The sequence below is a fragment of the Ruegeria sp. HKCCA0235A genome, assembly GCF_013033235.1.
GTDB lineage: Bacteria > Pseudomonadota > Alphaproteobacteria > Rhodobacterales > Rhodobacteraceae > Ruegeria.
In genome coordinates, this window is sequence record NZ_WQDQ01000004.1 from 321,671 (window position 1) to 347,087 (window position 25,417).

Genomic DNA, 25,417 nt, shown 5'->3' on the forward strand with positions numbered 1-25,417 from the left:
AGAAAATACCGCTTTTGGCCTGCTTCAAGCGGATTTTCGCCTCTAATACAAGCAAATCCGCCTGTTCACGGACCTGTAGGGCCGCTGTTAACACTTTGTTAAGGAAATAACGAGATCACGGACCACGGGGGTCGGCACCACTCACCATATCAAGTGCCGAGGTTGTTGCAAATGAAAGTTCTGATTGTTGAGAGTAATCCCGACCTTGGTCGGGTATGGAAAAGGCATCTGGAACGGCAGGGCGCCGACGTCACGCTGGTCGAGACGCAGGAAGCCGCCATTCTGGCGCTGTACGGCACGGATTTCGAAATCATCGTGCTGGATCTGGTTCTGGAAACCGGAAGTGCTCTGGCCGTGGCCGATTTTGCCAGCTATCGCCGCCCCCAGGCGCGGGTGATCTTTGTCACCAACACCACCTTCTTTTCGGATGGATCGATATTTGCCCACAGTCCGAATGCCTGTGCTTATGTGCAAAGCGAAACGCCGCCAGAGGATCTGGCGGCGATGGTCGAGCATTACGCAGCGGGGCGCTGATCGCGGCGGTGCGGTTCTGCATAATCCAGCACCGGGTTCACCGGAATGATCCGGTATGGATTGATGCTGTCATGGCTGTAGTGATAGTGGCGCACGATATGTGTCATGTTCACGGTGGGGGCCACGCCGGGCCACTGGTACAGTTCACGCGTATAGGACCATAGGTTCGGGTAATCGATCAGTCGCCGCTTGTTGCATTTGAAGTGCAGGTGATAGACCGGATCAAAGCGGATCAGCGTCGTAAACAGCCGCCAGTCAGCCTCGGTGATCCGACCCCCCATCAGGTAACGGTTCCGGGTCAGACGATCTTCCAGCCAGTCCAGCGTGTCGAACAACGGGCCCACGGCGGCGTCGTAGGCCGCTTGCGAGGTGGCAAAGCCGGACTTGTACACGCCGTTGTTGACATCTGAATAGATGCGCGCGTTGACCTCTTCGATTTCATCGCGCATCGTTTCGGGCCAGTAATCATCGGTATTGCCGGTGATCCCGTCGAAGGCCGAATTGAACATGCGGATGATTTCCGAGCTTTCGTTCGACACGATGGTTTCCTGCCGCTTGTCCCACAGGATCGGCACGGTCACGCGGCCTGAATAGGCTGGATCGGCTTTCGTATAGATCTGGTGCGCAAAGCTCAGCCCATAGAGATCGTCGCCCGTCGCGCCATGGCCGTCTGTCTCAAAGGTCCAACCCTGGTCCAGCATGTCCGGATGCACGACCGAGACTGAGATCAGATCGCTCAGCCCTTTCAACTCGCGAAAAATCAGCGTGCGATGCGCCCAGGGGCAGGCATAGCTGACATAAAGGTGATAGCGCCCGGGTTCCGCCTTGAACCCGCCTTTGCCTGATGGCCCCGCGTCGCCGTCAGCTGTCAACCAGTTGCGAAACTGCGCGGCGCTGCGCTTGAATGCACCGCCCGTGGATTTGGTGTCATACCAGGTGTCGTGCCATTTTCCTTCGACCAGCAGGCCCATATCTTTTCCTCCGCATGCGCGTTTCGCCAAAGATAGGCCCGGACCCGGCGTCTTCCTATGCGAGTGCCCGCGCAAATGCCCTGCATTCGCGCACAGTCGAGGCCGGGATTTCTGTGCAACAAAGCTCCGCCAGATCGCAGTCTGTGACGTGGTTCACTGGATTTTTACAACTTTTCCCGCACAATAGAAGTCATTCACGGGGGAACGGATTTATGAGTACCTATGTTTCAAAGGAAATACGCGCCGAGTTGGACGCGGCCCGAATCGCGACATTGAAAAAAGCCAGCCGTTTACGGGTGGAGATGGGCGACAATACCTACAAAATACTCAAATTGTGGAAAGACGGTTTTACGGTTGAGGCGGAAACCACGCCGCGCCTGCGCGGGCTTGTCGATATCTTTGACGGGGCCAACCACCTCTATCAGTGTCTCATCGTCGCGGATGAGGATGAGGGCGGTGAGATGCGGTATGAATTCAAACGCAGCACGGCGGCCCATGACAGCGCGCCGCTTGACTTTTACCGCGCGCCCGATGCGCCGATCGCCCTGCTGGGGCATGACGACTGAGGGCGAATTTCAACCGGAGTTCCGGTTTCGGTCAGGGTTTGGTCGATGCCAAAGGCCAGCGGTGCCAGCCTAATGGCAGGCACGCGCGGCCCTAAGCGGCCTCAACCAAGGCAACCGGCACCTGTGAAAACAGGGCAGGGTTTGCAAGCCCCGGCCGGCACGTACTTATTGCAGATCCCCGAAAGCACGTTTCAGCCGCAGGCAAGCATCCTCGACCCGCGCCCGTTGCGTGGCGAGGTTGAACCGTTCAAACGTTTCTCCTCCAGTGCCGAAACCCGGACCTGACGATGTCGCGATCCGCGCGTCCTCGCGCAACCGGCGGACAAATTCAGCGTGATCCATGCCGGTGCCCGAGAAATCGACCCAGGCCAAATAGGTCGCCTGCAAGGGCATCGACCAGAGCCCCGGAATCTCGGTGATGGTCTGATCGAACAGACGCCTGTTTCCCTCCAGATGCGCGATCTGGGCATCTACCCATTCGGCCCCTTCGGGGCTGTACGCGGCGGTGATCATCGCCACGCCCAACGCGCCGGGATCGTAGTCTAATGTTTGCAGCCGTTGCTTCATGGCCGCGCGAAGTTTGGGATCGGGTATGATCATGTTGCCGGTCCGCTGCCCGGCGATGTTGAAGGTCTTCGACGCCGCAGTCAGCGTCACGGTCCACGGACGTGCATCCGGGGCTGCCACGTCCATCGGCACAAATTTGGCGCCGGGATAGACCAGATCGTGGTGAATCTCGTCCGACACCAGTATTAAACCGTTCCGTTCGGCAAACGCAGCAACGGCCTGCAACTCGTCGGGCGTCCAGACACGACCCGACGGGTTTTGCGGCGAACACCACAGCAGCATCTTCTCGGACCCGTCCAACCGGGACTGGGCGTCGTCCAGATCCAGGCCGTAACTTTCCCCGTCCCGCACCAAAGGGCATTCCACGACCCGGCGGCCCGATTTGTTCACCTTGTGGGCAAACTCATGGTAAACGGGGGTGAAGATCACGATGCCATCACCGGGATCGGTCCAGACATCCAGCGACAGGGCGATTGCATTGCCCAAGCCCTGGGTCGTCAGAATCCAATCCGTGTCGATTTCCCAATCATGGCGGGTTTTCATCCACCATTGAACCGAGGCCAGATAGTCCGGGTGCATCCATGAATAGCCGAACACGCCGTGATCTGCGGCTTTGCGCACGGCCTCGATCACGCAGGGTGCCGTCTGGTAATCGGAATCGGCCGTCCACATGGCCAGACCGTCCTCGGGCGAGACGCCATACAGCATCTCCATCTTGTCCCATTTTGAACTGTTGGTGCCCCGGCGGTCGATCAGGTCGTTGAAAGTCATGTCTGCTCCATTTTCTCGACCGAAAGCTAACCGCAAATCGGGCAGGTGCAAGGGGGGCGTTGCGGCGCGGGGCGGGATGGCCTAAATCAGCCTCATGAAACGCAATATCCTGATCCATCCCGATCCCCGCCTGAAAAAGGTCTGCGCGCCCGTATCCGACCTGACGGACGAGCTGCGCACGCTGGCTGACGACATGCTGGAAACCATGTATGACGCGCCCGGGATTGGCCTTGCCGCGCCGCAGATCGGTGTGCTGGAACGGTTGATCGTGCTGGATTGCATCAAGGAAGAAGGCGAGACCCCGCGCCCGCTGATCATGTTCAACCCTCAGGTCATCGCCTCTTCCGAGGAAACCAATGTATACGAGGAAGGATGCCTGTCGATCCCGGATCAATATGCCGAAGTGACCCGTCCCAAGGTGGTCGATGTCACCTGGATGGACGAGAAGGGAAACCTGCGACAAGACACTTTCGACGGGCTTTGGGCCACTTGCGTGCAGCATGAAATCGACCATCTGAACGGCAAGCTGTTCATTGATTACCTAAAACCGCTGAAACGGCAGATGATTACCCGCAAGATGCAAAAGCTCAAACGTGAACGGGCGCGCGCATGACCGTCCGCACCTGTCTGCCCTGGCCTGACAAACGCTTGCGCACAAAGGCGGATGAGGTGACTGAAATCACCGATGACATTCGCCGGATTTGGCAGGACATGATCGACACGATGGAGGCCATGCCCGGTGTCGGTCTGGCCGCGCCGCAGATCGGAGTGATGTTGCGTCTGGCCGTGGTCGATGGGTCGGCCGAGCGGGGCAAGGCCGTGCGTCTGGCGAACCCGGAAATCCTGCACAGCTCGATCGAACTGCGTGAACATGAAGAGGCCAGTCCGAACCTGCCGGGCGTGTCGGCCAAGGTAAAACGCCCACGCGCGGTGACTGTCAAATTCCTGAACGAGCAGGGCGTGGTGGACCGTCGCGATTTTGTCGGCATCGAGGCCACCAGTGTCCAGCACCAGATCGACCATCTGAATGGCCGGATGTATTTTGACCGGCTCAGCAAGGTCAAACGCGACATGCTGCTGCGCAAAGCCAAGAAACAGGGGTAAAGATGCGCGTTGTTTTCATGGGAACCCCAGACTTCTCGGTGCCGGTTCTGGATGCGCTGGTCGAGGCCGGGCATGAGATTGCCGCCGTCTATTGCCAGCCCCCGCGCCCGGCGGGGCGGGGCAAGAAGGATCGCCCGACACCGGTTCACGCGCGTGCCCAGGCGCTGGGTCTGGACGTGCGTCACCCAACCTCGCTGAAACCGGCCGAGGAGCAGGACAGTTTTGCGGCACTGAACGCGGATGTGGCGGTGGTTGTGGCTTATGGGCTGATCCTGCCCCAGCCCATCCTCGATGCGCCGGCTCATGGCTGCCTGAACATTCATGCCAGCCTCTTGCCGTGCTGGCGCGGGGCGGCTCCGATCCACCGCGCGATCATGGCGGGCGATGCGCAAACCGGCGTCTGTATCATGCAAATGGAGGCGGGCCTTGATACCGGCCCCGTTCTGTTGCGACAGGCCACCGATATCGGGCCCGAGGAAACCACTGCGGAACTGCATGACCGGCTCTCGGCGATGGGCGCGGCTTTGATTGTCGAGGCGTTGGCAAAGCTGCCCGGCCTGACCCCTGATCCGCAGCCCGAGATTGGTGTCACCTATGCCGCCAAGATCGACAAGTCCGAGGCCCGCGTGGACTGGTCGGGCCCCGCGGTCGAGGTCGATCGGCAGATCCGCGGCCTGTCGCCCTTTCCCGGGGCCTGGACCGAGATCGACGGCAACCGGGTAAAACTCCTCGCTTCGCGTCTGGCCGAAGGGCAGGGCGCGCCGGGCGAAGTTCTGAATGACGATCTGTATGTGGCTTGCGGGCAGGGCGCCATAGAACTGCTGCGCTTGCAAAGGGCGGGCAAAGGCGCGCAGGATAAGGAAACGTTCCTGCGGGGCTGGCCAATCCCGATCGGCACCCGGATGTCTTCGGAGTAAAGCCATATGTTCATGGTGATGATGGGCACTGTCGTGATTGCCGGGATCGTCGGGTATCTGTCCGAACAGACCGGTTTCACCCATAACGGCTATTTGCAATCCATCATCATCTGTGTGGGCGGGGCGTTCCTGTTCTATTTCGTCCGTATCATGTTCGGTATCAGCTTTGGTCCTCCGGGGCTGGATGCGGTGATTTCCTCTGTTGGTGCCTTGATCATCGTGCCGACCCACTGGAGGAAGTGACATGCCAATCGTCGCCCTGATCATCATCGGTGCAGCGGCAGGGTTTCTGGCCACCCGCCTGATGCGGATCGAGGCGGATATCCCGACGACCATGCTGATCGGTATCGCAGGCGCCCTGATCGGAGGGATGCTGTTGCGGTTTCTTGTAACCGTTATGGGGTGGCTGTCTGGTTTTGTCGGGGCGGTTCTGGGTGCGTTGCTGGTGATTTGGATCTGGCAGACCTACCTGCGCCGTTAACCCCTTGACCCGGCGTCTTTCCTCCGTCCAGATCGCCTTCAACGAAAAAGGGGAATGATGATGCCGCATGATTTGAAGCCGGGTGATGTCGCTCTGATGGGCGTTCCTTTGGATCTGCATTCCTCGTTCCTGCAAGGGCCGGCCTTCGCCCCCGGACGCATCCGCGAGGCGCTGCATTCCGGTGCCGCCAACCTGACGGCCGAGGATGGCACCGATCTGGGTGCAAGCGCCAAATTCAGGGATACCGGCGATCTGGATGTGTTCGAAATGCGCGGGCAGGAACCGATTGACCGGATCGAGGCCGAAGCGGCGAAACGGATCGCAACCGGCGCGCGCCTGTTGTCTCTGGGCGGCGACCATTCGGTGGCCTATCCGCTGATCAAGGCCCATGCGGATCGGTACGAAGGGCTGAACATCCTGCATATCGACAGCCACCCTGATCTGTACGACACGCAGGATATCGGACCGCTCGGCCATGGCTGCCCCTTTGCCCGGGTGATGGAGACCTGCCCGGTCAAGCGTCTGGTGCAGGTCGGCATCCGCACCATGAACGCCCATCAGCGCGAACAGGCCGATAAGTTCGGGGTCGAGGTGATCGACATGCGCAACTGGCGCCCCGACTTGCAGATTTCATTCGATGGCCCGGTCTACCTGTCCCTTGATCTGGATGCGCTGGACCCGGCCTTTGCGCCGGGCGTCTCGCACCATGAACCCGGTGGGCTGAGCACGCGCGAGGTTATCGACCTGATCCACCGGTTCAAAGGTCAGCTGGTTGGGGCGGATATCGTCGAGCTCAACCCGCATCGCGACCCCTATGGCATGACGGCGATGGTGGCCGCGAAATTCGTCAAGGAAATCGGCGCGCGCTTGCTGAACGGCTGACTTACCGTTCGTCGCACACCGTCGCAGACCCAAGTGCCGGAGCACCCCTGGTGGACAAATCGAACCGGTTCGCCTCGGCAGTGGTCATCCAGTGCATACTGTCGGCCGGGGCTGCGAACAGGGTGTACCAGTAAAACTCCTCGTCCACGCCTATATCCTTGAAATAGTCCAGGTATCGGTCATGTTCTGGATCGTCCTCGGGCAAGTCGGTCGCCACCAGACCCGACCCGGCCCAGCTGTGGACACCGACACAGGCCCCCGGTTGCAGCACGCGGCGGTTTCCGGCCAGGAACAAGTCGGTGCCACCGCTGGCCACCAGCCCGTTCGATGGAACAACGGTATCGAACCCGGCCCTGTGCACTTCGCGGGCGAAGATGACATTGGCGTCATCATCAACCGATCCTTCAATGTATTGCAGAACCAGAGTGCGGGCTTCGGGGTTTTGGGCTGTCACTTCCTCAAAGGCAGACAGCGTTGTCTCGTCAATCGTGCCCGAGGCGATGATCTGGTCGCCCTGCGCAACAAAACTGACAGGGGTATAATACGCGCCGCATGAGGCGAGCAGGGCCAGGCAGGCTGTGATGGATGCAAGTCTGAATGTCACGTTGGCCTCCGGGCTGTGCTTTCAAAAGGGGTAACAGCATGCCGCTTTGGCGTCCACTGTCAGGCTCAGTTGCGCGGCGGACGGCTTTTGTAGACCGGCAATTGCCAGCCAAGCATCAACGACCCGGCGCGCAATGCCCAGCACACCAAGGCGCAGAGAGCCAGAGAAAACGCAGGCTCTGCCCCCAATCTGGCAGCCAGAACTGCCGTTAGGGCACCTGTAAAGGCGCAGGACACATAAAGCTCGCCTTGTTTCAGCACCAGCGGCACTTCGTTGCAGACCACATCGCGCATCAACCCGCCCAGGCATCCGGTCGTCACACCCATCAAAACGACAATGACCCCGGATTGATCCAGCGACAACGCCGCGCCGGTTCCGGCCGCGACAGCCACTGACAGTGCAAAACTGTCCAGCCAGACCAGCCAGTTATAGCGGCTTTCCACCAGATGTGCGGTAAAGAACACCAGGACCGATGCCGCGACTGCGATCAGGATGTAATCCGGCTGCCCGACCCAAAAGATCGGGTGACGGTCCAGCAAAAGGTCTCGTACAGTGCCGCCACCTACGGCCGTCAGGCAGGCCATGAAAGCAAATCCCACCAGATCCAGCTGGGCACGGCTGGCCACCAGTGCCCCTGTCAACGCGAAGATCAGAACCGAGGCATAGTCCAGCAGCGTCAGCGCGGTCACGCCTGTGCCTTCTTCGGTTTGAACGGCGCCATTCCGGCCCGGGCCAGCTCATCAGCTTTTTCATTCTCGGGGTGGCCTGCGTGGCCCTTGACCCATTCCCATGTCACATCATGCCGTTCCTGCGCCTCATCCAGACGCTGCCAAAGATCGACATTTTTGACCGGTTTCTTGTTCGAGGTTTTCCATCCGTTGCGTTTCCAACCGAAAATCCAGCCGGTGACGCCGTTCTTCACATAGGCGCTGTCGGTGACGACGGTTATCTTCGACGGTCGCTCCAGCGCTTCAAGGGCGCTGATGGCGGCCAGCAACTCCATCCGGTTGTTGGTCGTCTCGGCTTCGCCCCCATTCAGCTCACGCTCTTTCAGAACGCTGTCCCCGTCCATCGCGCGCAACAGCACACCCCAGCCTCCGGGGCCGGGGTTTCCGGAACAGGCACCATCCGTATAGGCAAACAATTCAGGCATGGGCGAACACCAGAATATATCCGTCATACGATCCGGCCAGGCCTTTGCCCATGCCATGGACTGCGCGGTCAATCGTGAACCCTGCCTTGTTCAAGGCGTTCTCGATCTCGGCCTCTGTGTAATAGGAATAAAAACGATCCAGATCATCCCGGTGTTCACCAGTGCCTAGCTTCATCCCCAGAAACAGCTGTCCACCGGGTTTCAGAGCCCTGTGGATCGTATTCAGATGCCGCTGGAAATCAGCGCGCGGCGCGTGCAGCAGGGAAAAGCTGGCGTAAACACCGTCATATTCGGCCGTCTCGGTGACGTCATCGAACGTACCCAGATAAGCATCCACACCGTTTTCCCGCGCATGTTCGACAAAGGCTGGCGTGGCATCCAGCGCGCGAACCTTCAGCCCTTGACGCATCAGGAACCCGCTGTCTGACCCCGGCCCGGACCCCAAATCCAGTACATAGCCGCCTGCGCCGACCGCATCGGCAAAAGCCTGACGGGCCTCAAGCTGCTCGGGCGGCAGGGGGATTTTCAGATATTCGGCCACCTTGTTTGTATAGGCGTTGATCGTGCGTTCATCGGTCACAGGTACACTCCGACTGCAAGACTGGCCAATACGACCGCGGTCAGCAGGATGCGCAACCGCATCCACCAGACCGGTGTCAGGCGCCAGTAGGAAAACAGGGCATCCAGCAACAACAAACCAGCGAACCCATACATCAGATTGGTGCCCGCATTGACCGGCCCGCCGCCTGTCATGGCAAAGGCCCAAAGCGCGGGCAGAACCGACAACAGATAACACAGGGCCGCTTTGCTGCCCGATGTCTTGGTGGCAAAACCCCAGAGAACACCGGACATGAAGCTGAGGATGACCGATCCATAGAACAGTTGCACATAAGGCCCCACGAAACGTGGGCCAAAGGTTTGCGCGCCCCAGGCATTCAGGTCGCTGTTCAGATAGGTCAGGGCGCCCCAGACAAACGGGATCAGTCCCGCCAGCCCCAGATAGAGAGGCGCTTTCGGCACTCCGTTCACGCCGGTTGCCTCAACACGCGGGGGACTTTGAACTCGACGTTTTCAACGGCGGTTTCGACCGGCTCGACGGTGACATCATAATGCGCGCTGAACGCTTCGATCACCTCGTTTACCAGAACCTCCGGGGCCGACGCGCCTGCGGTGACAGCCACGGTCGAGATACCCTCGAACGCGCGCCAGTCAATCTCGGTGGCGCGCTGGACCAGCTGCGCGTACTGACACCCCGCGCGCGAGGCAACCTCGACAAGGCGGCGCGAGTTCGATGAGTTCGGCGCGCCCACAACCAGCAAGGCATCCGCCTTGGGGGCCACGGCTTTCACCGCTTCCTGCCGGTTAGTGGTGGCATAACAGATATCTTCCTTGTGCGGTCCGACAATGGCCGGGAATCGGGCCTGAAGGGCGGCGATGATATCCTTGGTGTCATCGACCGAAAGGGTGGTTTGGGTGACAAAGGCCAGCTTTTCCGGGTCACGCACCTGCACCGTGGCCACGTCGTCCACGGTCTCGACCAGCAGCACATCGCCCTCGGGCAGCTGCCCCATGGTGCCCACGGTTTCGGGATGGCCTTTGTGGCCGATCATGATCATCTGCAACCCCGCGTCCGCGTGGCGCTGCGCCTCGACATGCACCTTGGAAACCAGAGGACAGGTGGCGTCAACATAGATCATCTCGCGCTGGGCAGCCTCGGCGGGAACGGATTTTGGCACCCCGTGGGCGGAAAAGATCACCGGGCGGTCATCGGGGCATTCCTGCAATTCCTCGACGAAAACGGCCCCTTTGGCGCGAAGGCCGTCGACCACGAATTTGTTGTGCACGATCTCGTGGCGCACATAGACCGGTGGGCCCCATTTCTGCAAAGCCATCTCAACGATTTTGATGGCACGGTCCACACCGGCGCAGAACCCGCGTGGGGCGGCAAGGTAAAGTGTCAGTGGCGGCTTTTTCATCAGGCTGTCTCCTTGTGGCACAGGTAAGTCTTTTCCCGGCCTTGGTCCAGACAGGACATCGTCATTCATCTGACACGAATCGTTGCTAATCGGGTGATGTTTAAGCACCTGTACCTTGTTAAAGAAGCGCGGCCAGGACCGATGTCCTGACCGCGCGATTTTTCCCCATCATGACAGGCCTATCGTCTTGTCAGCTGTTGCTGGCAACAGCGACGCTGCGATGCTCCGTCGGCATTTCACGCGGCGGGCGACCGATGACATCGCGCAAATCCTCCAGCTCGATGAAATTGTCGGCCTGGCGGCGCAGTTCGTCCGAGATCATCGGCGGTTGGCTGCGAATGGTCGACACCACCGATACGCGCACGCCCTGCCGTTGCAGGCTGGCGATCAACGGGCGGAAATCCCCATCACCCGAGAACAGCACGATATGATCGACGCGCGGCGCCAGTTCCATGGCATCGACGGTAAGTTCGATATCCATATTTCCTTTGACTTTCCGACGCCCCATGCTGTCGGTGTATTCCTTGGCCGGTTTCGTGACCATGGTGAAGCCGTTGTAATGCAGCCAGTCAACCAATGGACGGATCGGCGAATACTCGTCGTTTTCCAGCAGCGCTGTATAGTAGAAGGCCCGAAGAAGCTTGCCGCGGCGCATGAATTCCTGCCGCAGAAGTTTGTAGTCAATGTCGAAACCGAGTGCTTTTGCCGCGGCATAAAGATTCGAGCCGTCGATGAACAGCGCTAGCCGTTCGTCTTTATAAAACATAAATGTTCCCTTCCGGTATAATCCAGTGCGTGCCGCGTTACGTGAGTGAGTGAGTGATAAAATGACGCGCTCTGGTACGCCATAATTAGAACTTCTGTCGATTATCGCAAGTATGCAATGGGTCGAATGTAGGGTATCACATGAGCAAATCAATGCCAAATGCCGTTGTTGCGCTGGGCGCAAATCTCGATTTGAGAGGAAATGGTCCCGCTGTAACACTTCAGAACGCGCTTGACGCGTTATCGCGTCACGATGTGGTGATTCGCTCCGTCAGTCGTTTTTTTGCAACGCCGTGCTTTCCCGCCGGGGCCGGCCCGGACTATGTGAATGCCGCGGCGCTGATTGCAACCGAGAGGTCTCCTTCGCAGCTGTTGCAGGTGCTGCACGAGGTGGAGCAGGAATTCGGGCGCGAACGGGTGCAGCGCTGGGGGATGCGGACGCTGGATCTGGATCTGGTCTGTTTCGAAGATCAGGTCCTGCCGGATCGCGCCACGTTTGATCGCTGGCTGACCCTGCCGACCGACGCGCAAAGGCAAGAGGCACCGGATCAGTTGATCTTGCCGCATCCGCGCCTTCAGGATCGCGCCTTTGTCCTCGTGCCGATGGCCGATATCGTGCCCGACTGGCGCCATCCGGTTCTGGGTCGCACGGTCTGCGAGATGATCCAGACCCTTCCCGCGGCAGAGGTTGCGGCGGTCACGGCGTTGTGATCCGTGCAAATGCAGCATTTCCTGCTTGTCAAGGCGCGGATTCGCGCTTAGATAAACCCCTTCCTGACATGGATTCAGAAACGGAGAGCGCCCAATGGCCCGCGTGACGGTTGAAGATTGCGTAGACAAGGTTCCAAACCGGTTCGAGCTGGTGATGCTCGCCGCCCATCGGGCGCGTGAGATTTCCGCCGGTGCAGCGATTACCGTTGACCGCGACAACGACAAGAACCCTGTCGTGTCTCTGCGTGAGATCGCCGACGAAACCCAAAGCGCGGACGAACTGCGCGAGCGCCTGATCGAGGCCAACCAAACCCAGATCGAAGTTGACGAGCCCGAAGAAGATCAGATGGCGCTGCTGATGGGTGCCGAAACGGACAAACCCGCCATGGACGACATGTCGGAAGAGAAGCTCCTGCGCGCTCTGATGGAGGCTCAAGGGCAGGGGTAAGCCCTGAAGACGAAGGTGCGGACCGGATGATTTCTGCTGACGATCTGATTGCGCTGGTCCGCAACTACAATCCCAAGACGAATGCTGACCGCATTGCGCTGGCCTATGAATTTGGCCAGCAGATGCACGAGGGGCAGTTCCGCCATTCCGGCGAGCCCTATTTCACCCATCCCGTTGCCGTTGCCGCCATCCTGACCGAACAGCGTCTGGATGATGCGACCATCATCACGGCGCTGCTTCACGACACGATCGAAGACACCAAGGCCAACTATGGCAAGGTGGCTGAACTTTTTGGGGATGAAGTCGCCAAACTGGTCGACGGCGTCACCAAGCTGACCAATCTGCAACTGTCCAGCCGCGAGACCAAGCAGGCCGAGAACTTCCGCAAGCTGTTCATGGCCATGTCCAAGGACCTGCGCGTGATTCTGGTCAAGCTGGCCGACCGTTTGCACAACATGCGCACGATCAAGGCGATGCGTCCCGAAAAACAGATCGTCAAGGCCCGCGAGACGATGGATATCTACGCACCGCTTGCGGGCCGGATGGGTATGCAGTGGATGCGTGAGGAACTTGAAGACCTGGCTTTCCGTGTCCTCAACCCTGAAGGCCGCCAGTCGATCATCCGTCGCTTTATCACCCTGCAACGCGAAACCGGCGACGTGATCCATCGCATCACCGGCGACATGCGGCACGAGTTGGAAAAGGCCGGGATCGAGGCCGAGGTGTTCGGCCGCGCCAAGAAACCCTATTCGATCTGGCGCAAGATGCAGGAAAAGGATCAGGGCTTCTCGCGCCTGTCAGACATCTATGGGTTCCGCATCATCACGCAGACCGAAGAAGACTGCTATCGAACCCTGGGGGCCATCCACCAGCGCTGGCGCGCGGTGCCGGGGCGCTTCAAGGACTATATCAGCCAGCCCAAATCGAACGGTTACCGCTCGATCCACACCACGGTGTCGGGCCGGGACGGTAAACGGGTCGAGGTCCAGATCCGCACCCGCCAGATGCACGACGTGGCCGAAACCGGGGTTGCGGCGCATTGGTCCTATCGCGACGGTGTGCGCACCGAGAACCCGTTCGCCGTCGACCCGGCCAAATGGATTTCCAATCTGACCGAGCAGTTCGACAACGAGGAAGATCACGAAGACTTCCTCGAGGCCGTCAAGCTCGAGATGTATTCGGACCAGGTGTTCTGTTTCACCCCCAAGGGCGACGTGGTGAAGCTGCCGCGTGGCGCGACGCCGATCGATTTTGCCTATGCCATTCACACCCGGATCGGTCATGCCTGTGTCGGGGCCAAGGTTGATGGTATCCGCGTTCCGCTCTGGACGCGGCTCAAAAATGGCCAGTCCGTGGACATCATCACCGCCGATGGTCAGACGCCACAGGTCACGTGGCTGGAGATTGCAGTCACCGGCAAGGCCCGTACCGCCATTCGCCGCGCCCTGCGCGAAGTGGATCGGGAACGATTCATCAAGCTGGGCAAGGAACTGGCCCGTTCCGGGTTCGAGCATGTGGGCCGCAAGGCGACCGACAAGGCGCTGGATACCGCGGCAAAACACCTACGCCTGAAAGATCGGCACGAGCTGCTGGCCCGCCTTGGCAGTGCCGAACTGACTGCGCATGAGGTGGTTCAGGCCGTCTATCCCGAACTTGCCAAGGACGACGGCGACGCCATTCCGCTGCGCCGTGCGGTGATTGGCCTGGAGCCGGGGCAGAAGTTCGACCGGGCCCCCTGCTGTCAGCCGCTGCCGGGGGAACGTATCGTCGGTATCACCTATCGGGGCAAGGGCGTGGTCGTGCATGCCATCGATTGCGATCGGCTCAGCGAGTTCGAAGGCGAACCTGACCGGTGGGTCGATCTGCACTGGCATTCAGGCACGCACCCGGCCGTCTATGGCGCGACGCTGGATCTGACCATTGGCAACGATGCCGGGGTTCTGGGGCGTATTTGCACATTGATCGGCGAGAAAAAGGCCAATATCTCGAACCTCGAGTTTGTTGACCGCAAACCGGATTTTTACCGCCTTCTGATCAATGTCGAACTGCGCGACCTTGAACAGCTTCATTCACTCATGCTGATGCTGGAGGCGGAAAGCGATGTTGCTGCGGTCGAACGGTATCGGGATCAGGTCAAAACTTCGGTTGCGGCTGGCTGAGAAGGGGTGATCACGGGTGGTATTCAAGCGCCGAGACCGACGCTCTCCAGTCCAGATCGCATCGGATTTCGTCTATCCGCGTGGCGGATGGACCCGCGCCTTCCATTACGTGAAACACCGCGTCCGGCGCTTGCCGGATACCCCTGACCGGATCGCGCGCGGCATCGGGGCAGGGGTGTTTGCCGCCTTTACGCCGTTTTACGGGTTGCATTTTCTTGTCGCCGCCATCGGTGCCCGGCTGATCAAGGGAAACATTCTGGCCGCGCTCAGCGGCACGTTTTTCGGCAACCCGCTCACTTATGTTCCGATCGGGGTGATCTGCCTTCAGACCGGGCATTTCCTGCTGGGCACCGAATACGAAGAAGGCGACACACAAGGGCTGATGGGCAAATTCGCCAGCGCCATAGGGGATCTCAAGAACAATTTTCTGGCGTTGTTTACGGATCGCGTGGCCGACTGGCACGGGCTGTCGCAGTTCTACGATGACGTCTTCTATCCCTACATGATCGGTGGGATCATTCCGGGCGTCGTTGCGGGGGTGATCTGCTATTACCTCAGCCTGCCGCTGATCTTGACGTATCAGCAGCGCCGCCGCGCCAAGATCAAGGCGAAGTTCGAGGAAATCAAGCGTTTGGCCGAAGATTCGGCTGCCGTTTCTTCGGCAGAGCCTCTAGGCTCGGGCAAGAACATGCAAAAGGAATCGAGTGATGTCTGAGAACCATCTGCGTCTGGGTGTGAACATCGATCACGTGGCCACCGTGCGCAATGCGCGGGGTGGGGATTATCCAGATCCGCTGCGCGCTGCCAAACTGGCGGAAGAAGCGGGGGCGGATGGCATCACCGCGCACCTGCGCGAAGATCGGCGCCATATATCGGACGTCGATATCGACGGGCTGATGGAGGTTCTTTCGGTGCCGCTGAATTTTGAGATGGCCGCAACGCCCGAGATGCAGAAGATCGCCCTGCGCCACAAGCCTCACGCGGTCTGCATCGTGCCCGAAAAGCGCGAAGAGCGCACCACCGAAGGCGGGCTTGAAGTCGCGCGCGAGGAAAACAAGCTGGCGCATTTCATCGCGCCTCTGCGTGAGGCCGGCTGCCGCGTGTCGATCTTCATTGCTGCCGATCAGCGTCAGATCGAAGCCGCCCACCGCATCGGTGCCGAAGTGATCGAGCTGCACACCGGCGCCTATTGCGACGCCCATGCCGAAGGTCGCATGGAAGATGCCGAACGCGAGCTTGAATCGCTGCGCCAGATGTCCGCCTTCGCCCATTCGCTTGGGCTCGAGGTTCATGCGGGCCATGGCCTGACCTATGACACCGTAAAACCGGTTGCCGCCTTCCCAGAAGTCAAAGAGCTGAATATCGGTCATTTCCTGATTGGCGAGGCGATTTTTTTGGGCCTGACGCCGGCCATTCAGGAAATGCGTCGCCTGATCGACGAGGCGCGCGCGTGATCACGCCCGGCTTTGTCGCCATCTGGCTGGCCTGGCTGATGGCTGGCGGCTCTCCGGGGCCTGCCACGATGGGCATTGCAGGAACCGCCATGAACGAAGGCCGCCGCGCCGGTCTGGTCTTTGCGCTGGGCATCTGTGCCGGGTCCGCCGCCTGGGGCATTGCCGCAGCGCTTGGCTTGTCGGCGATCATGCTGGCCAATGTCTGGGTCTTCGAGGTGATCCGCTATATCGGCGTGGCCTATCTGGGTTGGCTGTCCCTCAAGGCCCTGCGCCGCGCGATGACAGCGGATGAGGTCGCTTTGGGCAAACCGGCCACAGGTTCGCTGCCGACGATCTTCGCCAAAGGTGCCGCCATCCACCTGACAAACCCCAAGGCGATCCTCAGCTGGGGCTCGATCTATGCCATCGTCGCCCCCAGCGATGCCAGCCTGTCGACGCTGCTGGGTTATTTCGCCATGCTCTATGCCGGATCGTTGATGATCTTTATCGGCTATGCGTTTCTGTTTTCATCCGAGCGCATGGTCCGAACCTACCGCCGCGCCCGCCGCTGGTTCGATTTCGCCTTTGCCGGGTTCTTTGGCGTGGCGAGTTACAAGATTTTGACGGTGCGGTTGTCATGATCCTCGGCATCGGCACAGACCTCGCAAACATCGACCGCATCCAGGGTACGCTCGACCGGTTCGGCGACCGCTTCCGCAATCGTGTCTTCACCGACACCGAACAGCGCAAGGCCGAACGCCGTGCCGATACGGCCGGAACCTATGCCAAGCGCTGGGCCGCGAAAGAGGCGTGTTCCAAGGCGCTGGGCACCGGTCTGCGCATGGGCATCGGGTGGAAGGACATGGCCGTCACCAATCTGCGTACCGGCCAGCCCGTGATGCATGTGACAGGCTGGGCCGCCGAACGCCTGAATGAAATGACCCCCGAAGGGCACGAGGCGATCATCCACGTCACCCTGACCGATGATCACCCCTGGGCGCAGGCTTTTGTGGTGATCGAGGCGCGTCCGGTTCAAGATCAGGCCGCGCAGCCTTGACTTGCCCCCATCCCCCCCGCATGTAGCAGCGAAGCCAAGCAAAGAACTGGAGCGAGCAGAATGGCCGAGGACGCCAAAACCGGAAATCCCGTCTGGGAGACGATCAAGACCATCGTCTACGCGCTGCTGATTGCCGGCGTGTTCCGCACCCTCTTCTTTCAACCGTTCTGGATCCCCTCGGGCTCGATGAAGCAGACGCTGCTGATCGGTGATTTCCTCTTCGTCAACAAGATGGCCTATGGCTATTCCTACGCATCCTGCCCCAGCCTGATCATCCCAAGCGTCGGCCTGAACGTGGATGCCGAAGATATCTGTGGCTGGATGCAGGGCGAAGACAATACCCGTATCTGGGGCGGTGATCCCGAACGTGGCGATGTCATCGTCTTTCGCCATCCGGTCACCGGACGTGATTATATCAAGCGCTTGATTGGGTTGCCGGGCGACCGGATCCAAGTCCGCAATGGCCAGATCATCCTCAATGGCACTCCGGTTCCTCAGCAGCCCGACGGCGTGTTTACCGAAATTGCCGAACCGCAAGGCCCGCAGCGCCTGCGCCCCCGCTGTGAAAACGGCCCTGTTGGAATAGGCGGCACCTGTGAAAAGTCGCGCCTGATCGAAACCCTGCCCAACGGTGTGTCCTATGACGTGCTCAACATCGGCAACCAGGCATCGGACAATACCGGCATCTATACCGTGCCCGAGGGCCATTATTTCTTCATGGGTGACAACCGTGACAATTCCAGCGACAGCCGTCTGCCGCAATCTGCCGGTGGTGTCGGATACGTGCCTTACGAAAACCTGATCGGTCGTGCCGACCGGATCATGTTCTCGTCCGCGGGCCGTTCGATGCTGTTCTTCTGGACATGGCGCAGTGATCGGTTCTTCAAGGCGGTCAATTGAAGCTCTCGGCTGAAATAAAGGCGTTCCAGCGGCGATTGGGGTATGAGTTCAAAAAACCCGAACTGCTGGTGCGCGCGCTGACCCATGGCTCGGTGTCTTCGTCCACCCGACCCGACAATCAGCGGCTGGAGTTTCTGGGAGACCGCGTTCTGGGCCTGGTCATGGCCACTGCGCTGCTTGAGGCCGACAAAAAGGCGTCCGAGGGTCAGTTGGCCCCACGGTTCAATGCACTGGTCCGCAAAGAGGCCTGCGCAGATGTGGCCCGTCAGATTGATCTGGGCGCGGTGTTGAAACTCGGCCGGTCCGAGATGCTGTCCGGTGGCCGTCGCAAGCAAGCGCTGCTGGGCGACGCGATGGAGGCCGTGATCGCCGCCATCTATCGGGATGCCGGGTTCGAGGCTGCCCGCGATGTCATCCTGGCGCTTTGGGGGGACCGCATCCACCAGGTCGAGGCAGATGCGCGTGACGCCAAGACCTCTTTGCAGGAATGGGCGCAGGCGCGTGGGCAAAAGCCGCCCTCATACGTCGAAGTTAAACGCAGTGGCCCAGACCACGCCCCGATCTTCACCATCGCGGCCCGTCTTCAGGACGGCACCGAGGCGCAGGCCACCGCAGGATCCAAACGTCAGGCCGAACAGGCGGCGGCGAAAGCTCTGCTGGAACAGCTCAGCCCGACCGGGTCTTCCTAGGTACATGCGGCTCAGACCAGCCCGGAAATCGGACGCCGCCAGCCTGGCGGCGCTGTCGATCGAAGTCTGGATCAGCACCTACCTGCGCCATGGCGTGAGCGCCTTCTTGGCCGAGTTTGCACTGTCCGAGTTCACCACTGCACTGTTCGAAGCGCTGCTTGAAGAAGGCAAGGACCTTCTGATTGTTTCGGAAAACCGCGATGGCATAGATGGGTACATTCGGTTGGCAGAGGGCCGTCCCGCCCCGATAGACGGGCTGTCCGATCTTGAGATCGTGACCTTTTACGTGCAGCCGCATCACCACGGAAAGGGCATCGGGTCAGCTTTGTTGCGGGTGGCCATCGACCATTGCCGCAACAAAGGCCGCACCGAAATTTGGCTGACGACCAATTCCGAAAACGCTCCGGCCATCGATTTCTACCTGTCCAAAGGTTTCCGTCAGGTCGGCGTCACGGATTTCCGTATCGCGAACCAAGCCTATCCGAACCACGTTCTCGCGTTGAACCTGCCACCTCAGGGCTAGCGTCAAATCACCCGGATGAACCCGGTCAGCCCGGTTTTCTGGTGTTCGATCACGTGGCAATGAAACGCCCAGTCGCCGGGATTGTCCGCGACCAGCGCGATGTCGACGGTCTCGTCTTTCAGCAAAAGCATGGTATCGGACAGCAACGGTGGCAGTTTGCGCAGGTTCGACGTCAGCGGAACGAAGGCCAGCCCGTGCAGGTGGATCGGGTGCAGATTGGGCGATTCATTGCGCAGTCGCAGAACATAGCTCTTGCCCCGTTGCAGTACAGCCAGCGGCCCGGTTCCCTGCGCCGCATCGCCCGGCCAGGGCGTGCGGTTGATCGACCAGAAACTATAGCCCAAAGACCCGCAGAACCCGTCATTCGGGGCGCCGCCTTCCGGGGTCCAGCCGAACACGAACTCATGCAACTCGGCCTGATCAAGATCAGGGCGCGCGACAGGGTTTGCCTGCAATGGGCGCAGCTCTCGCAGATCACGCGCAATGGAGTGTCCCGTGGCCCGCAACCGGACCATGGCGCGGTGTTTCTGCCCGGGAAACTTTGCCATCAGCAGGGCTGATTGCCCTTCGTCGTCCGGCATCCGAACGGCCAAATCCACCCGTTGACCCGGGGCCAGCAAGAGCGGCTGGGCTGCTGTGGGCCGTGTCACGTCTGTTTCTACCGGATGTCCGTCCCATGCGATGATACGGGTCTGGGCCCCTTCGGGATGCAAGTTGTAGATACGGGTCGTGTCCGTGTTGACCACCCGTACGCGCACCAGGCTGCCCGCGGCGTGGTCATATACTGCCTCGCTCTGCCAATTGGCGGTCTGCACGTTGCCGAACGTGCCGGCCCGCGCCGCGCCGCGGGCGGTATAGGCCGGCAGAAACGCGTCGTCTTCGTCCAGCCGGAAATCCCGCAGATTGATCACCTGTTCGCTGTCGAATCCCGGGTCTTCCGGTTCGGCAATCACCATCACACCGGTCAGCCCACGGGCCATCTGGTCCATCGTCATGCAATGGGGATGATACCAATACGTGCCCGCATCCGGCGGCGTGAGTTCATAGGTAAAGCTCTCGTTCTCGCCGATGGGCATCTGGGTCAGATAGGGCACACCGTCCATTTCGTTGCGGATACGCAGCCCGTGCCAATGCATCGCAGTATAATCGGGCAAGGTATTGCGCACCGTCAGACGCAGTGTTTCGCCCTGGCGCCCGTAAAGAACCGGCGGCGGCGCATCCGGTGACAGGCTGACCATCCCCGTGGTCCGCTGACCGCGCAACCGATAGCTGGCAGGTTGCACCACCAGTTCGGGCACGGGATCGCTGGCCGCCAGAGACAACCCTCCCAAACCCAGAGCACCGGCAGCGGCGCTGCTTCCAAGAAGAAACTCGCGACGTTTCATGAAAACCTCACTGTACGGATCTGATGCCGGGCTGGGATTGGCTGGGCGTCCGCGTCCATCTGACACCTCAAACGCATGGCCGCAATGCGACAAATCCCTCTGGCCCGTCGAAGCTTTCTGCTATAGGGGTGCGCACTTGCAAACAGGATCGCCAGACTCATGACCACACGCGCCGGATTTATCGCCCTGATCGGAGAGCCCAATGCGGGCAAGTCAACCCTGCTGAACCGCATGGTCGGGGCCAAGGTTTCCATCGTGACGCATAAGGTGCAGACCACCCGCGCGCGTATCCGCGGCGTGGCGATGGAAGGCGACGCGCAGCTGGTTTTCGTCGACACGCCGGGGCTGTTCAAACCCCGCCGCCGCCTGGATCGCGCCATGGTCGCTGCTGCATGGGGCGGGGCCGCAGATGCGGACGTCGTTGTGCTTATGGTCGAGGCGCATCGCGGTATCACCGAAGGGGTCGAGCGCATCCTCGAAGGTCTGGAAGAAATCGGACAGGGCCGCACCATCGCGTTGGCCATCAACAAGATCGACAAGGTGCCGTCCGAGAAGCTGCTGGCGCTGACCAGTGACCTGAACGCACGCTATCCGTTTGCCGAAACCTTCATGATCTCTGCTGAAAAGGGACACGGCGTCGAGGACCTGCGCAAGTGGCTGGCCTCTGAACTGCCTGAAGGCCCGTGGTTGTATCCCGAAGACCAGATCGCCGATCTGCCCCTGCGCATGATCGCCGCCGAAATGACGCGCGAGAAGCTGACCCTGCGCCTGCATCAGGAACTGCCCTATCAACTGACCGTTGAGACCGAAAACTGGGAAGAGCGCAAAGACGGCTCTGCCAAGATTGATCAGGTCATCTATGTCATGCGCGACGGCCACAAAGGCATCGTTCTGGGCAAAAAGGGTGAGACGATCAAAGCCGTCAGCCAGGCCGCGCGCGCCGAGCTGGAAGAGTTCCTCGACCGCAGGATCCACCTGTTCCTGCAAGTGAAGGTCCGGCCCAATTGGCTGGAAGAATCCGAGCGGTATTCGGAAATGGGGCTGGATTTCAAAGACGGAAACGCATGACGCGGCTGACGGCGGAATTCTGGGTTCACGCCTATCTGGCGCGGCTGCGATTTCAGGATATCCCGGCCTATGTGGTGGCCCATGGCGATGACACCGCAGGCGCAGTTCTGGTCAAGCTGAACACACTGGACGGGCAGGCCGTTGCCTTCCAACGCAGCTTTGATCTGATGAGTGGCGAACGGAAATGGGTCGAACTCTCGTCCGGCCTTGAAGGTGACGTGGACCAGGCCATCCAGCGCCAACGCAGCTTTGACCCCGACCTCTGGGTGATTGAGGTAGAAGACCGTCAGGGGCGGCACCTGCTGGGCGAAGAAGGGCTTGAGTGACCAGTACTGAAGGGTCTTTGACGCAGAGACCAAAATGACTATTTTACCCCGGCAATTACACTGGCAGGGCTGGCTTGCCCTGTGGACAGGCGCAACCAAGAGGTGCTTTCGTGGCTGAAACGCTTGCTGAGAAACTGGAAAAATCGGAACTCGGCCACTGGATGCAGCGGTTCGAAAGCTTCATGGTCTTTGTCGGGGTTGTTGGTCCTTTTGCCACGCTTCCGCAACTGGTCAAGCTCTACTTTACCCATTCAGAACACGCTACTGGTCAGTCGCTTCTGTCCTGGTCGCTTTATGCCGGGCTGTCCTTCCTGTGGTTTGCGTATGGTCTGGTGGTGGGCAAGTTGCCCATCTATGTGGGCAACGGTATCTCGATGGTGCTGAACCTGCTGATGGTCATAGGAATTCTGGTTCATGCGGGTGTGACGTTCTGAACTTCACGCTGGCTTGGGTCTTTCTTGTTCGCGGTCGCAGACGATGCTCGGGTCCATCAATCCGCGTCGCCAAAATAGACAAAGCTCATCTTGTTCCCGTCAGGGTCGCGTGCGTAGGCACCAAAAAAGTTTGGGCCATATTGGGGGCGGTCCCCCGGATCACCTTCGTTTGTTCCGCCATTTGCAAGCGCGGCCGCGTGCGCATCACGCACTTCCTCTGTGCTTTGGCACAACAGGCCAACCATGTTTCCGTTGCCGATTGTCGCGTCTTTTTTGTCGAACGGTGTCGCGACCCATATGCATCCGCCACCGCGCAGCTCATAGCATACAGCATGCGGCATATACTCGGCGACGACCTTTCCGCCGATCCGGGGCATAACCGCGTCGTAATAGCTGCGTGCCTTGGCAACGTCGTTGGAACCGATCATGACGTAATTAAGAGACATTTTGGGAATCCCACTTTAGAACATAAGAAGAACATTATGGCCTGAACGGGATTAAAGCAACGCATTCTTTTGCCCGCAGTTGGCGATACCCCGGACGACAGACGGGGTTTCCATCGGCCAAGGGGCAGCAGGCGCGTTCTGGCGGGGCACATTGGTGATCTGAAGAATGGCGGCGGGTTCATGTTGAGGCACAACGGAATCCACCGTGGTCAGGTCTGGTCGCTATATCGTGCCGGACCGTTGCAATGAAAAGCCGATGCTCTGCCCTTCAGTCTTTGCATGTCTTGGGATCACGCGCCATGTCCGCCGTTCCACCCGTCTTCGTACTCGCCCAACACCCTGGACAGGTGCAGCAGAGACGCAGAAAAGCGTGCGTAGACATCCCTCGACAACATCGGCTTGTTGTCATCCAGCACCTGCACAAGTTCGACGACGGTCGACGCAAATGTCTCATAGACCTGCATGTCGGCCGCCGTTGGGTCCGGTGTCCAGATTTCGCGTTCGTCGTAGTATGTGGCGGGTTTCGGTTCGTCATCGATCATGGTGCGGCCCCTTCTGTTGAAGCGCAGTTGGGGGTCGTAAAAACGCGTACAAGCCGGGTGGCGCGAAGTCACAAAACTATGGCGGCTTCGGAAAAGAACACGCGCTGAAAAGGGGTTGAAGCACTTCCGCTCTTGCGCGCCAACGTCGCTTGGGATTTTCTGCGAACCAACCAAACCAGCAACAGGGTCAGGTTTTGGACTGGCGCGATCACGGAATACTCCTGACATTACGCCGCCATGGTGAAACAGCGGCGATCATCGAGGTCTTTACCGAAGGCCACGGGCGCCACGCCGGTGTGGTGCGTGGCGGGACCAGCCGCAAGATCGCGCCGATCCTGCAACCTGGGGCGCAACTGGACGTGCTGTGGCGCGCGCGGCTGGAAGAACATATCGGCACCTTTCAGGTCGAACCCCTGCGGTCCCGCGCGGCAGCCGCGTTTTCAGGGCGGCTGGCACTGTCCGGGCTGAACGCGGTCGTTTCGCTGTTGTCCTTTTGTCTTCCCGAACGGGAACCACACCCCGCGCTTTATTCCCGGACGGAACAGTTGATGGATCTGTTGGGGCAGGATGAAGTCTGGCCTCTGGCCTATCTGCGATGGGAGCTCGCGTTGCTTGACGAACTTGGCTTTGGCCTTGATCTGACAGCCTGCGCCGTGACCGGTGTGACCGAAGGATTGATCTATGTATCCCCCAAAACAGGCCGTTCCGTCAGCGCCAATGGCGCCGGGGAATGGGCGGACAAGCTGTTGCCCCTGCCGCCTTGTCTGCGAGGTGAAGGCGCTGCGCCCGATGTCGAGGTCGCAGAGGCCCTGCGCACGACCGGATATTTTCTGGAGCACCGCGTTGCTCCGTCTTTGGGGCATAATCCGCTGCCCGAAGCGCGGGCCCGGTTCGTGGATCAGGTCACTCGGCGGCTGTGAACACCATCTCGTGCCCGTCCTCATTGCGCAGGATCAGCACATTGCCTGACACCTCGGATTGGGTCATGGCCATGAGGGCGGCAAAGTAGAACCCTTCAGCTTCGAGCCCCGCGCAGGCGGCGCGCGTCGCGTTGAGGTTCTGAACCTCAAACCACGGGTAGGGCGCGTTGAGTGTTCCGTCATAGCTGTTACACGGAGCGTTTCCGGCAATCCCGCCTTCTTCCGGAAACCGCAGCAGAGCGCTCGCCTCATAGGGCTGACCATCGATCTCCCTCAGAACCCAGGTCTGGTCCGCCGCACCATAGGCGGCGACGGTTTCGTCCTTGTCGCATTGGAACAGTGCCATCAAGGGCAGGCTCAGGATCAGGCGTGTCATGGCTGGGTCTTAGCGCATAGGGGATGTCGTTGGAACCGGATCAGTAGGGAAGAGACCCGTTCAGCAGTAGTGCACGCACTTCCTGCCGGGGTTTCCAGTTATAGCGCGTATCTTCACGCACCGGCGCCCAGAACAACGCGCCACTGTTGCGCCAGGGGTCAAGGATGATGCCGTCATACATCGAATCCCCCTTGGCACTGATCAATGCCGAATGGTGGATGATGCGAAAAGACGTCGGTGGCGACGTGGCCCAGTGCAGATCCAATGTTCGGAAGTTTTCCTGCCGCAGCCGCTTGGTCATGGCTTCTGCCCAATCGTTGCACAGCCCCTTTTCGCGGAACCCGTTGATGACCTTGGCGTTGTGGATGATGGCGGGGTCGGTGACATTCCAATCCCGCGCCAACTGCTGCGAGTAGGAATAGGCGATGGTGGCCGCTCTCTGAGCCTCGGCCGGATCGACATCCGGCCCGAGCATTCGGATCGACTGGGCAAGCGCTTCGACATCGCTCTGATCGGCCGTTGGCGCAGGGGTGGTGCAGCCCGCAAGAACGAGCACCGCCAGAGTGGCGCAAAGTGCAAAGAAGGATCGGGTCATGCGATGTACCAGGTGCTGATCGGGTTTCGGTCGGGTCAATCTGACGCTCTAACGGCGAATGGGCCGGGATCAAAGGGGAAGTTTGGATTGCTGCGGACACGGTTCGCCGTTGCC

General features: G+C 60.0%; 36 protein-coding genes. 22 read left to right on the top strand and 14 right to left on the bottom strand.

Going from position 1 to position 25,417, the window contains the following annotated elements:
* The first annotated feature begins 171 nt into the window (after positions 1-171).
* On the top strand, positions 172-534 hold the full coding sequence (locus tag GOW56_RS09705) for a response regulator transcription factor (protein ID WP_171205733.1): 363 nt from the start codon (positions 172-174) through the stop codon (positions 532-534).
* Here GOW56_RS09705 and GOW56_RS09710 read toward each other — a convergent pair.
* The gene (locus GOW56_RS09710; RefSeq protein WP_171205734.1) at positions 516-1,505 is read right to left on the bottom strand and encodes a glutathione S-transferase family protein; all 990 of its coding nucleotides are present in this window, start codon (positions 1,503-1,505) and stop codon (positions 516-518) included. The genes GOW56_RS09705 and GOW56_RS09710 overlap by 19 nt on opposite strands.
* Positions 1,506-1,717: 212 nt before the next feature.
* On the opposite strand from GOW56_RS09710, the gene GOW56_RS09715 reads away from it, so the two are divergent.
* Complete coding sequence (locus GOW56_RS09715; RefSeq protein WP_170344817.1) at positions 1,718-2,071, top strand: hypothetical protein; 354 nt, start codon at positions 1,718-1,720, stop codon at positions 2,069-2,071.
* A gap of 165 nt (positions 2,072-2,236) precedes the next feature.
* On the opposite strand, the gene GOW56_RS09720 is transcribed toward GOW56_RS09715, so the two are convergent.
* Positions 2,237-3,409 carry a MalY/PatB family protein gene (locus GOW56_RS09720; protein WP_171120287.1) on the bottom strand — a complete coding sequence of 391 codons (1,173 nt, stop codon included), beginning with the start codon at positions 3,407-3,409 and terminating at the stop codon, positions 2,237-2,239.
* Positions 3,410-3,503: 94 nt separating this feature from the next.
* Between GOW56_RS09720 and def (GOW56_RS09725) the strand changes: the two genes are divergently transcribed.
* From def (GOW56_RS09725) to speB, 6 genes are read left to right on the top strand one after another with little or no spacing between them, the layout of a single operon-like run.
* On the top strand, positions 3,504-4,022 hold the full coding sequence (gene def / locus GOW56_RS09725) for a peptide deformylase (RefSeq protein WP_171205735.1): 519 nt from the start codon (positions 3,504-3,506) through the stop codon (positions 4,020-4,022).
* Positions 4,019-4,513: a peptide deformylase gene (def, locus tag GOW56_RS09730; protein WP_171120283.1), complete on the top strand. Its 495-nt coding sequence runs from the start codon at positions 4,019-4,021 to the stop codon at positions 4,511-4,513. The genes def (GOW56_RS09725) and def (GOW56_RS09730) overlap by 4 nt, the downstream gene beginning before the upstream one ends.
* Positions 4,514-4,515: 2 nt before the next feature.
* On the top strand, positions 4,516-5,430 hold the full coding sequence (fmt, locus tag GOW56_RS09735) for a methionyl-tRNA formyltransferase (RefSeq protein ID WP_171205736.1): 915 nt from the start codon (positions 4,516-4,518) through the stop codon (positions 5,428-5,430).
* 6 nt (positions 5,431-5,436) lie between these two features.
* The gene (locus GOW56_RS09740) at positions 5,437-5,673 is read left to right on the top strand and encodes a hypothetical protein (RefSeq protein ID WP_170344822.1); all 237 of its coding nucleotides are present in this window, start codon (positions 5,437-5,439) and stop codon (positions 5,671-5,673) included.
* Position 5,674: 1 nt separating this feature from the next.
* Positions 5,675-5,911, top strand: coding sequence for a GlsB/YeaQ/YmgE family stress response membrane protein (locus GOW56_RS09745; RefSeq protein WP_171120279.1), 237 nt, complete (start codon positions 5,675-5,677; stop codon positions 5,909-5,911).
* A 60-nt stretch (positions 5,912-5,971) separates the two neighbouring features.
* Positions 5,972-6,793, top strand: coding sequence for an agmatinase (gene speB / locus GOW56_RS09750; RefSeq protein WP_152457068.1), 822 nt, complete (start codon positions 5,972-5,974; stop codon positions 6,791-6,793).
* Position 6,794: 1 nt separating this feature from the next.
* On the opposite strand, the gene GOW56_RS09755 is transcribed toward speB, so the two are convergent.
* From GOW56_RS09755 to GOW56_RS09785, 7 genes are all read right to left on the bottom strand, one after another.
* A complete protein-coding gene (locus GOW56_RS09755; RefSeq protein WP_171205737.1) occupies positions 6,795-7,397 on the bottom strand; it encodes an alpha/beta hydrolase in 603 nt (200 codons plus the stop codon).
* Positions 7,398-7,462: 65 nt separating this feature from the next.
* Entirely contained in the window at positions 7,463-8,086 is a 624-nt protein-coding gene (locus GOW56_RS09760) for a trimeric intracellular cation channel family protein (protein WP_171120277.1), read from the bottom strand.
* Entirely contained in the window at positions 8,083-8,550 is a 468-nt protein-coding gene (rnhA, locus tag GOW56_RS09765) for a ribonuclease HI (protein WP_152457071.1), read from the bottom strand. Before rnhA ends, GOW56_RS09760 begins: the two co-directional genes overlap by 4 nt.
* On the bottom strand, positions 8,543-9,130 hold the full coding sequence (locus GOW56_RS09770; protein ID WP_171205738.1) for a class I SAM-dependent methyltransferase: 588 nt from the start codon (positions 9,128-9,130) through the stop codon (positions 8,543-8,545). Before GOW56_RS09770 ends, rnhA begins: the two co-directional genes overlap by 8 nt.
* Positions 9,127-9,579, bottom strand: coding sequence for a DUF3429 domain-containing protein (locus GOW56_RS09775; RefSeq protein ID WP_152457073.1), 453 nt, complete (start codon positions 9,577-9,579; stop codon positions 9,127-9,129). Before GOW56_RS09775 ends, GOW56_RS09770 begins: the two co-directional genes overlap by 4 nt.
* The gene (gene ispH / locus GOW56_RS09780; RefSeq protein ID WP_171205739.1) at positions 9,576-10,526 is read right to left on the bottom strand and encodes a 4-hydroxy-3-methylbut-2-enyl diphosphate reductase; all 951 of its coding nucleotides are present in this window, start codon (positions 10,524-10,526) and stop codon (positions 9,576-9,578) included. Before ispH ends, GOW56_RS09775 begins: the two co-directional genes overlap by 4 nt.
* A gap of 190 nt (positions 10,527-10,716) precedes the next feature.
* Entirely contained in the window at positions 10,717-11,292 is a 576-nt protein-coding gene (locus GOW56_RS09785) for an NYN domain-containing protein (RefSeq protein ID WP_117869875.1), read from the bottom strand.
* Between the two features lie 140 nt (positions 11,293-11,432).
* On the opposite strand from GOW56_RS09785, the gene folK reads away from it, so the two are divergent.
* From folK to GOW56_RS09835, 10 genes are all read left to right on the top strand, one after another.
* Complete coding sequence (folK, locus tag GOW56_RS09790; RefSeq protein WP_171120268.1) at positions 11,433-12,002, top strand: 2-amino-4-hydroxy-6-hydroxymethyldihydropteridine diphosphokinase; 570 nt, start codon at positions 11,433-11,435, stop codon at positions 12,000-12,002.
* A 94-nt stretch (positions 12,003-12,096) separates the two neighbouring features.
* Complete coding sequence (rpoZ, locus tag GOW56_RS09795; RefSeq protein WP_117869873.1) at positions 12,097-12,450, top strand: DNA-directed RNA polymerase subunit omega; 354 nt, start codon at positions 12,097-12,099, stop codon at positions 12,448-12,450.
* Between the two features lie 26 nt (positions 12,451-12,476).
* On the top strand, positions 12,477-14,609 hold the full coding sequence (locus GOW56_RS09800) for a bifunctional (p)ppGpp synthetase/guanosine-3',5'-bis(diphosphate) 3'-pyrophosphohydrolase (RefSeq protein ID WP_117869872.1): 2,133 nt from the start codon (positions 12,477-12,479) through the stop codon (positions 14,607-14,609).
* Positions 14,610-14,625: 16 nt separating this feature from the next.
* Positions 14,626-15,324 carry a DUF2062 domain-containing protein gene (locus GOW56_RS09805; RefSeq protein WP_171205740.1) on the top strand — a complete coding sequence of 233 codons (699 nt, stop codon included), beginning with the start codon at positions 14,626-14,628 and terminating at the stop codon, positions 15,322-15,324.
* Positions 15,317-16,063, top strand: a complete 747-nt coding sequence (locus tag GOW56_RS09810) for a pyridoxine 5'-phosphate synthase (RefSeq protein ID WP_171205741.1) — start codon at positions 15,317-15,319, stop codon at positions 16,061-16,063. The genes GOW56_RS09805 and GOW56_RS09810 overlap by 8 nt, the downstream gene beginning before the upstream one ends.
* Entirely contained in the window at positions 16,060-16,683 is a 624-nt protein-coding gene (locus GOW56_RS09815; RefSeq protein WP_171205742.1) for a LysE family translocator, read from the top strand. The genes GOW56_RS09810 and GOW56_RS09815 overlap by 4 nt, the downstream gene beginning before the upstream one ends.
* The gene (gene acpS, locus GOW56_RS09820; RefSeq protein WP_171205743.1) at positions 16,680-17,099 is read left to right on the top strand and encodes a holo-ACP synthase; all 420 of its coding nucleotides are present in this window, start codon (positions 16,680-16,682) and stop codon (positions 17,097-17,099) included. Before GOW56_RS09815 ends, acpS begins: the two co-directional genes overlap by 4 nt.
* A 60-nt stretch (positions 17,100-17,159) precedes the next feature.
* A complete protein-coding gene (lepB, locus tag GOW56_RS09825) occupies positions 17,160-17,999 on the top strand; it encodes a signal peptidase I (protein ID WP_152457082.1) in 840 nt (279 codons plus the stop codon).
* Positions 17,996-18,688: a ribonuclease III gene (gene rnc / locus GOW56_RS09830; protein WP_171205744.1), complete on the top strand. Its 693-nt coding sequence runs from the start codon at positions 17,996-17,998 to the stop codon at positions 18,686-18,688. Before lepB ends, rnc begins: the two co-directional genes overlap by 4 nt.
* 4 nt (positions 18,689-18,692) lie before the next feature.
* Positions 18,693-19,211, top strand: a complete 519-nt coding sequence (locus tag GOW56_RS09835) for a GNAT family N-acetyltransferase (protein WP_171205745.1) — start codon at positions 18,693-18,695, stop codon at positions 19,209-19,211.
* Positions 19,212-19,213: 2 nt separating this feature from the next.
* Here GOW56_RS09835 and GOW56_RS09840 read toward each other — a convergent pair whose 3' ends face one another.
* Complete coding sequence (locus GOW56_RS09840) at positions 19,214-20,596, bottom strand: multicopper oxidase family protein (RefSeq protein ID WP_171205746.1); 1,383 nt, start codon at positions 20,594-20,596, stop codon at positions 19,214-19,216.
* A gap of 159 nt (positions 20,597-20,755) precedes the next feature.
* On the opposite strand from GOW56_RS09840, the gene era reads away from it, so the two are divergent.
* From era to GOW56_RS09855, 3 genes are all read left to right on the top strand, one after another.
* Positions 20,756-21,664, top strand: a complete 909-nt coding sequence (era, locus tag GOW56_RS09845) for a GTPase Era (protein WP_171120252.1) — start codon at positions 20,756-20,758, stop codon at positions 21,662-21,664.
* Positions 21,661-21,990, top strand: a complete 330-nt coding sequence (locus tag GOW56_RS09850; RefSeq protein ID WP_152457087.1) for a DUF1491 family protein — start codon at positions 21,661-21,663, stop codon at positions 21,988-21,990. The genes era and GOW56_RS09850 overlap by 4 nt, the downstream gene beginning before the upstream one ends.
* A 110-nt stretch (positions 21,991-22,100) precedes the next feature.
* The gene (locus GOW56_RS09855; protein ID WP_152457088.1) at positions 22,101-22,424 is read left to right on the top strand and encodes a SemiSWEET transporter; all 324 of its coding nucleotides are present in this window, start codon (positions 22,101-22,103) and stop codon (positions 22,422-22,424) included.
* 56 nt (positions 22,425-22,480) lie between these two features.
* Here GOW56_RS09855 and GOW56_RS09860 read toward each other — a convergent pair whose 3' ends face one another.
* Together GOW56_RS09860 and GOW56_RS09865 are read right to left on the bottom strand one after the other, a co-directional pair.
* Positions 22,481-22,870 carry a VOC family protein gene (locus GOW56_RS09860; RefSeq protein ID WP_152457089.1) on the bottom strand — a complete coding sequence of 130 codons (390 nt, stop codon included), beginning with the start codon at positions 22,868-22,870 and terminating at the stop codon, positions 22,481-22,483.
* A gap of 290 nt (positions 22,871-23,160) precedes the next feature.
* A complete protein-coding gene (locus GOW56_RS09865; protein ID WP_152457090.1) occupies positions 23,161-23,412 on the bottom strand; it encodes a hypothetical protein in 252 nt (83 codons plus the stop codon).
* 194 nt (positions 23,413-23,606) lie between these two features.
* Here GOW56_RS09865 and recO point away from each other — a divergent pair, with 194 nt between their 5' ends.
* The gene (gene recO / locus GOW56_RS09870) at positions 23,607-24,332 is read left to right on the top strand and encodes a DNA repair protein RecO (protein ID WP_171205770.1); all 726 of its coding nucleotides are present in this window, start codon (positions 23,607-23,609) and stop codon (positions 24,330-24,332) included.
* On the opposite strand, the gene GOW56_RS09875 is transcribed toward recO, so the two are convergent.
* Entirely contained in the window at positions 24,316-24,708 is a 393-nt protein-coding gene (locus tag GOW56_RS09875) for an META domain-containing protein (RefSeq protein ID WP_171205747.1), read from the bottom strand. The genes recO and GOW56_RS09875 overlap by 17 nt on opposite strands.
* A gap of 40 nt (positions 24,709-24,748) precedes the next feature.
* Complete coding sequence (locus GOW56_RS09880; protein ID WP_171205771.1) at positions 24,749-25,303, bottom strand: hypothetical protein; 555 nt, start codon at positions 25,301-25,303, stop codon at positions 24,749-24,751.
* Between the last annotated feature and the right edge of the window lie 114 nt (positions 25,304-25,417).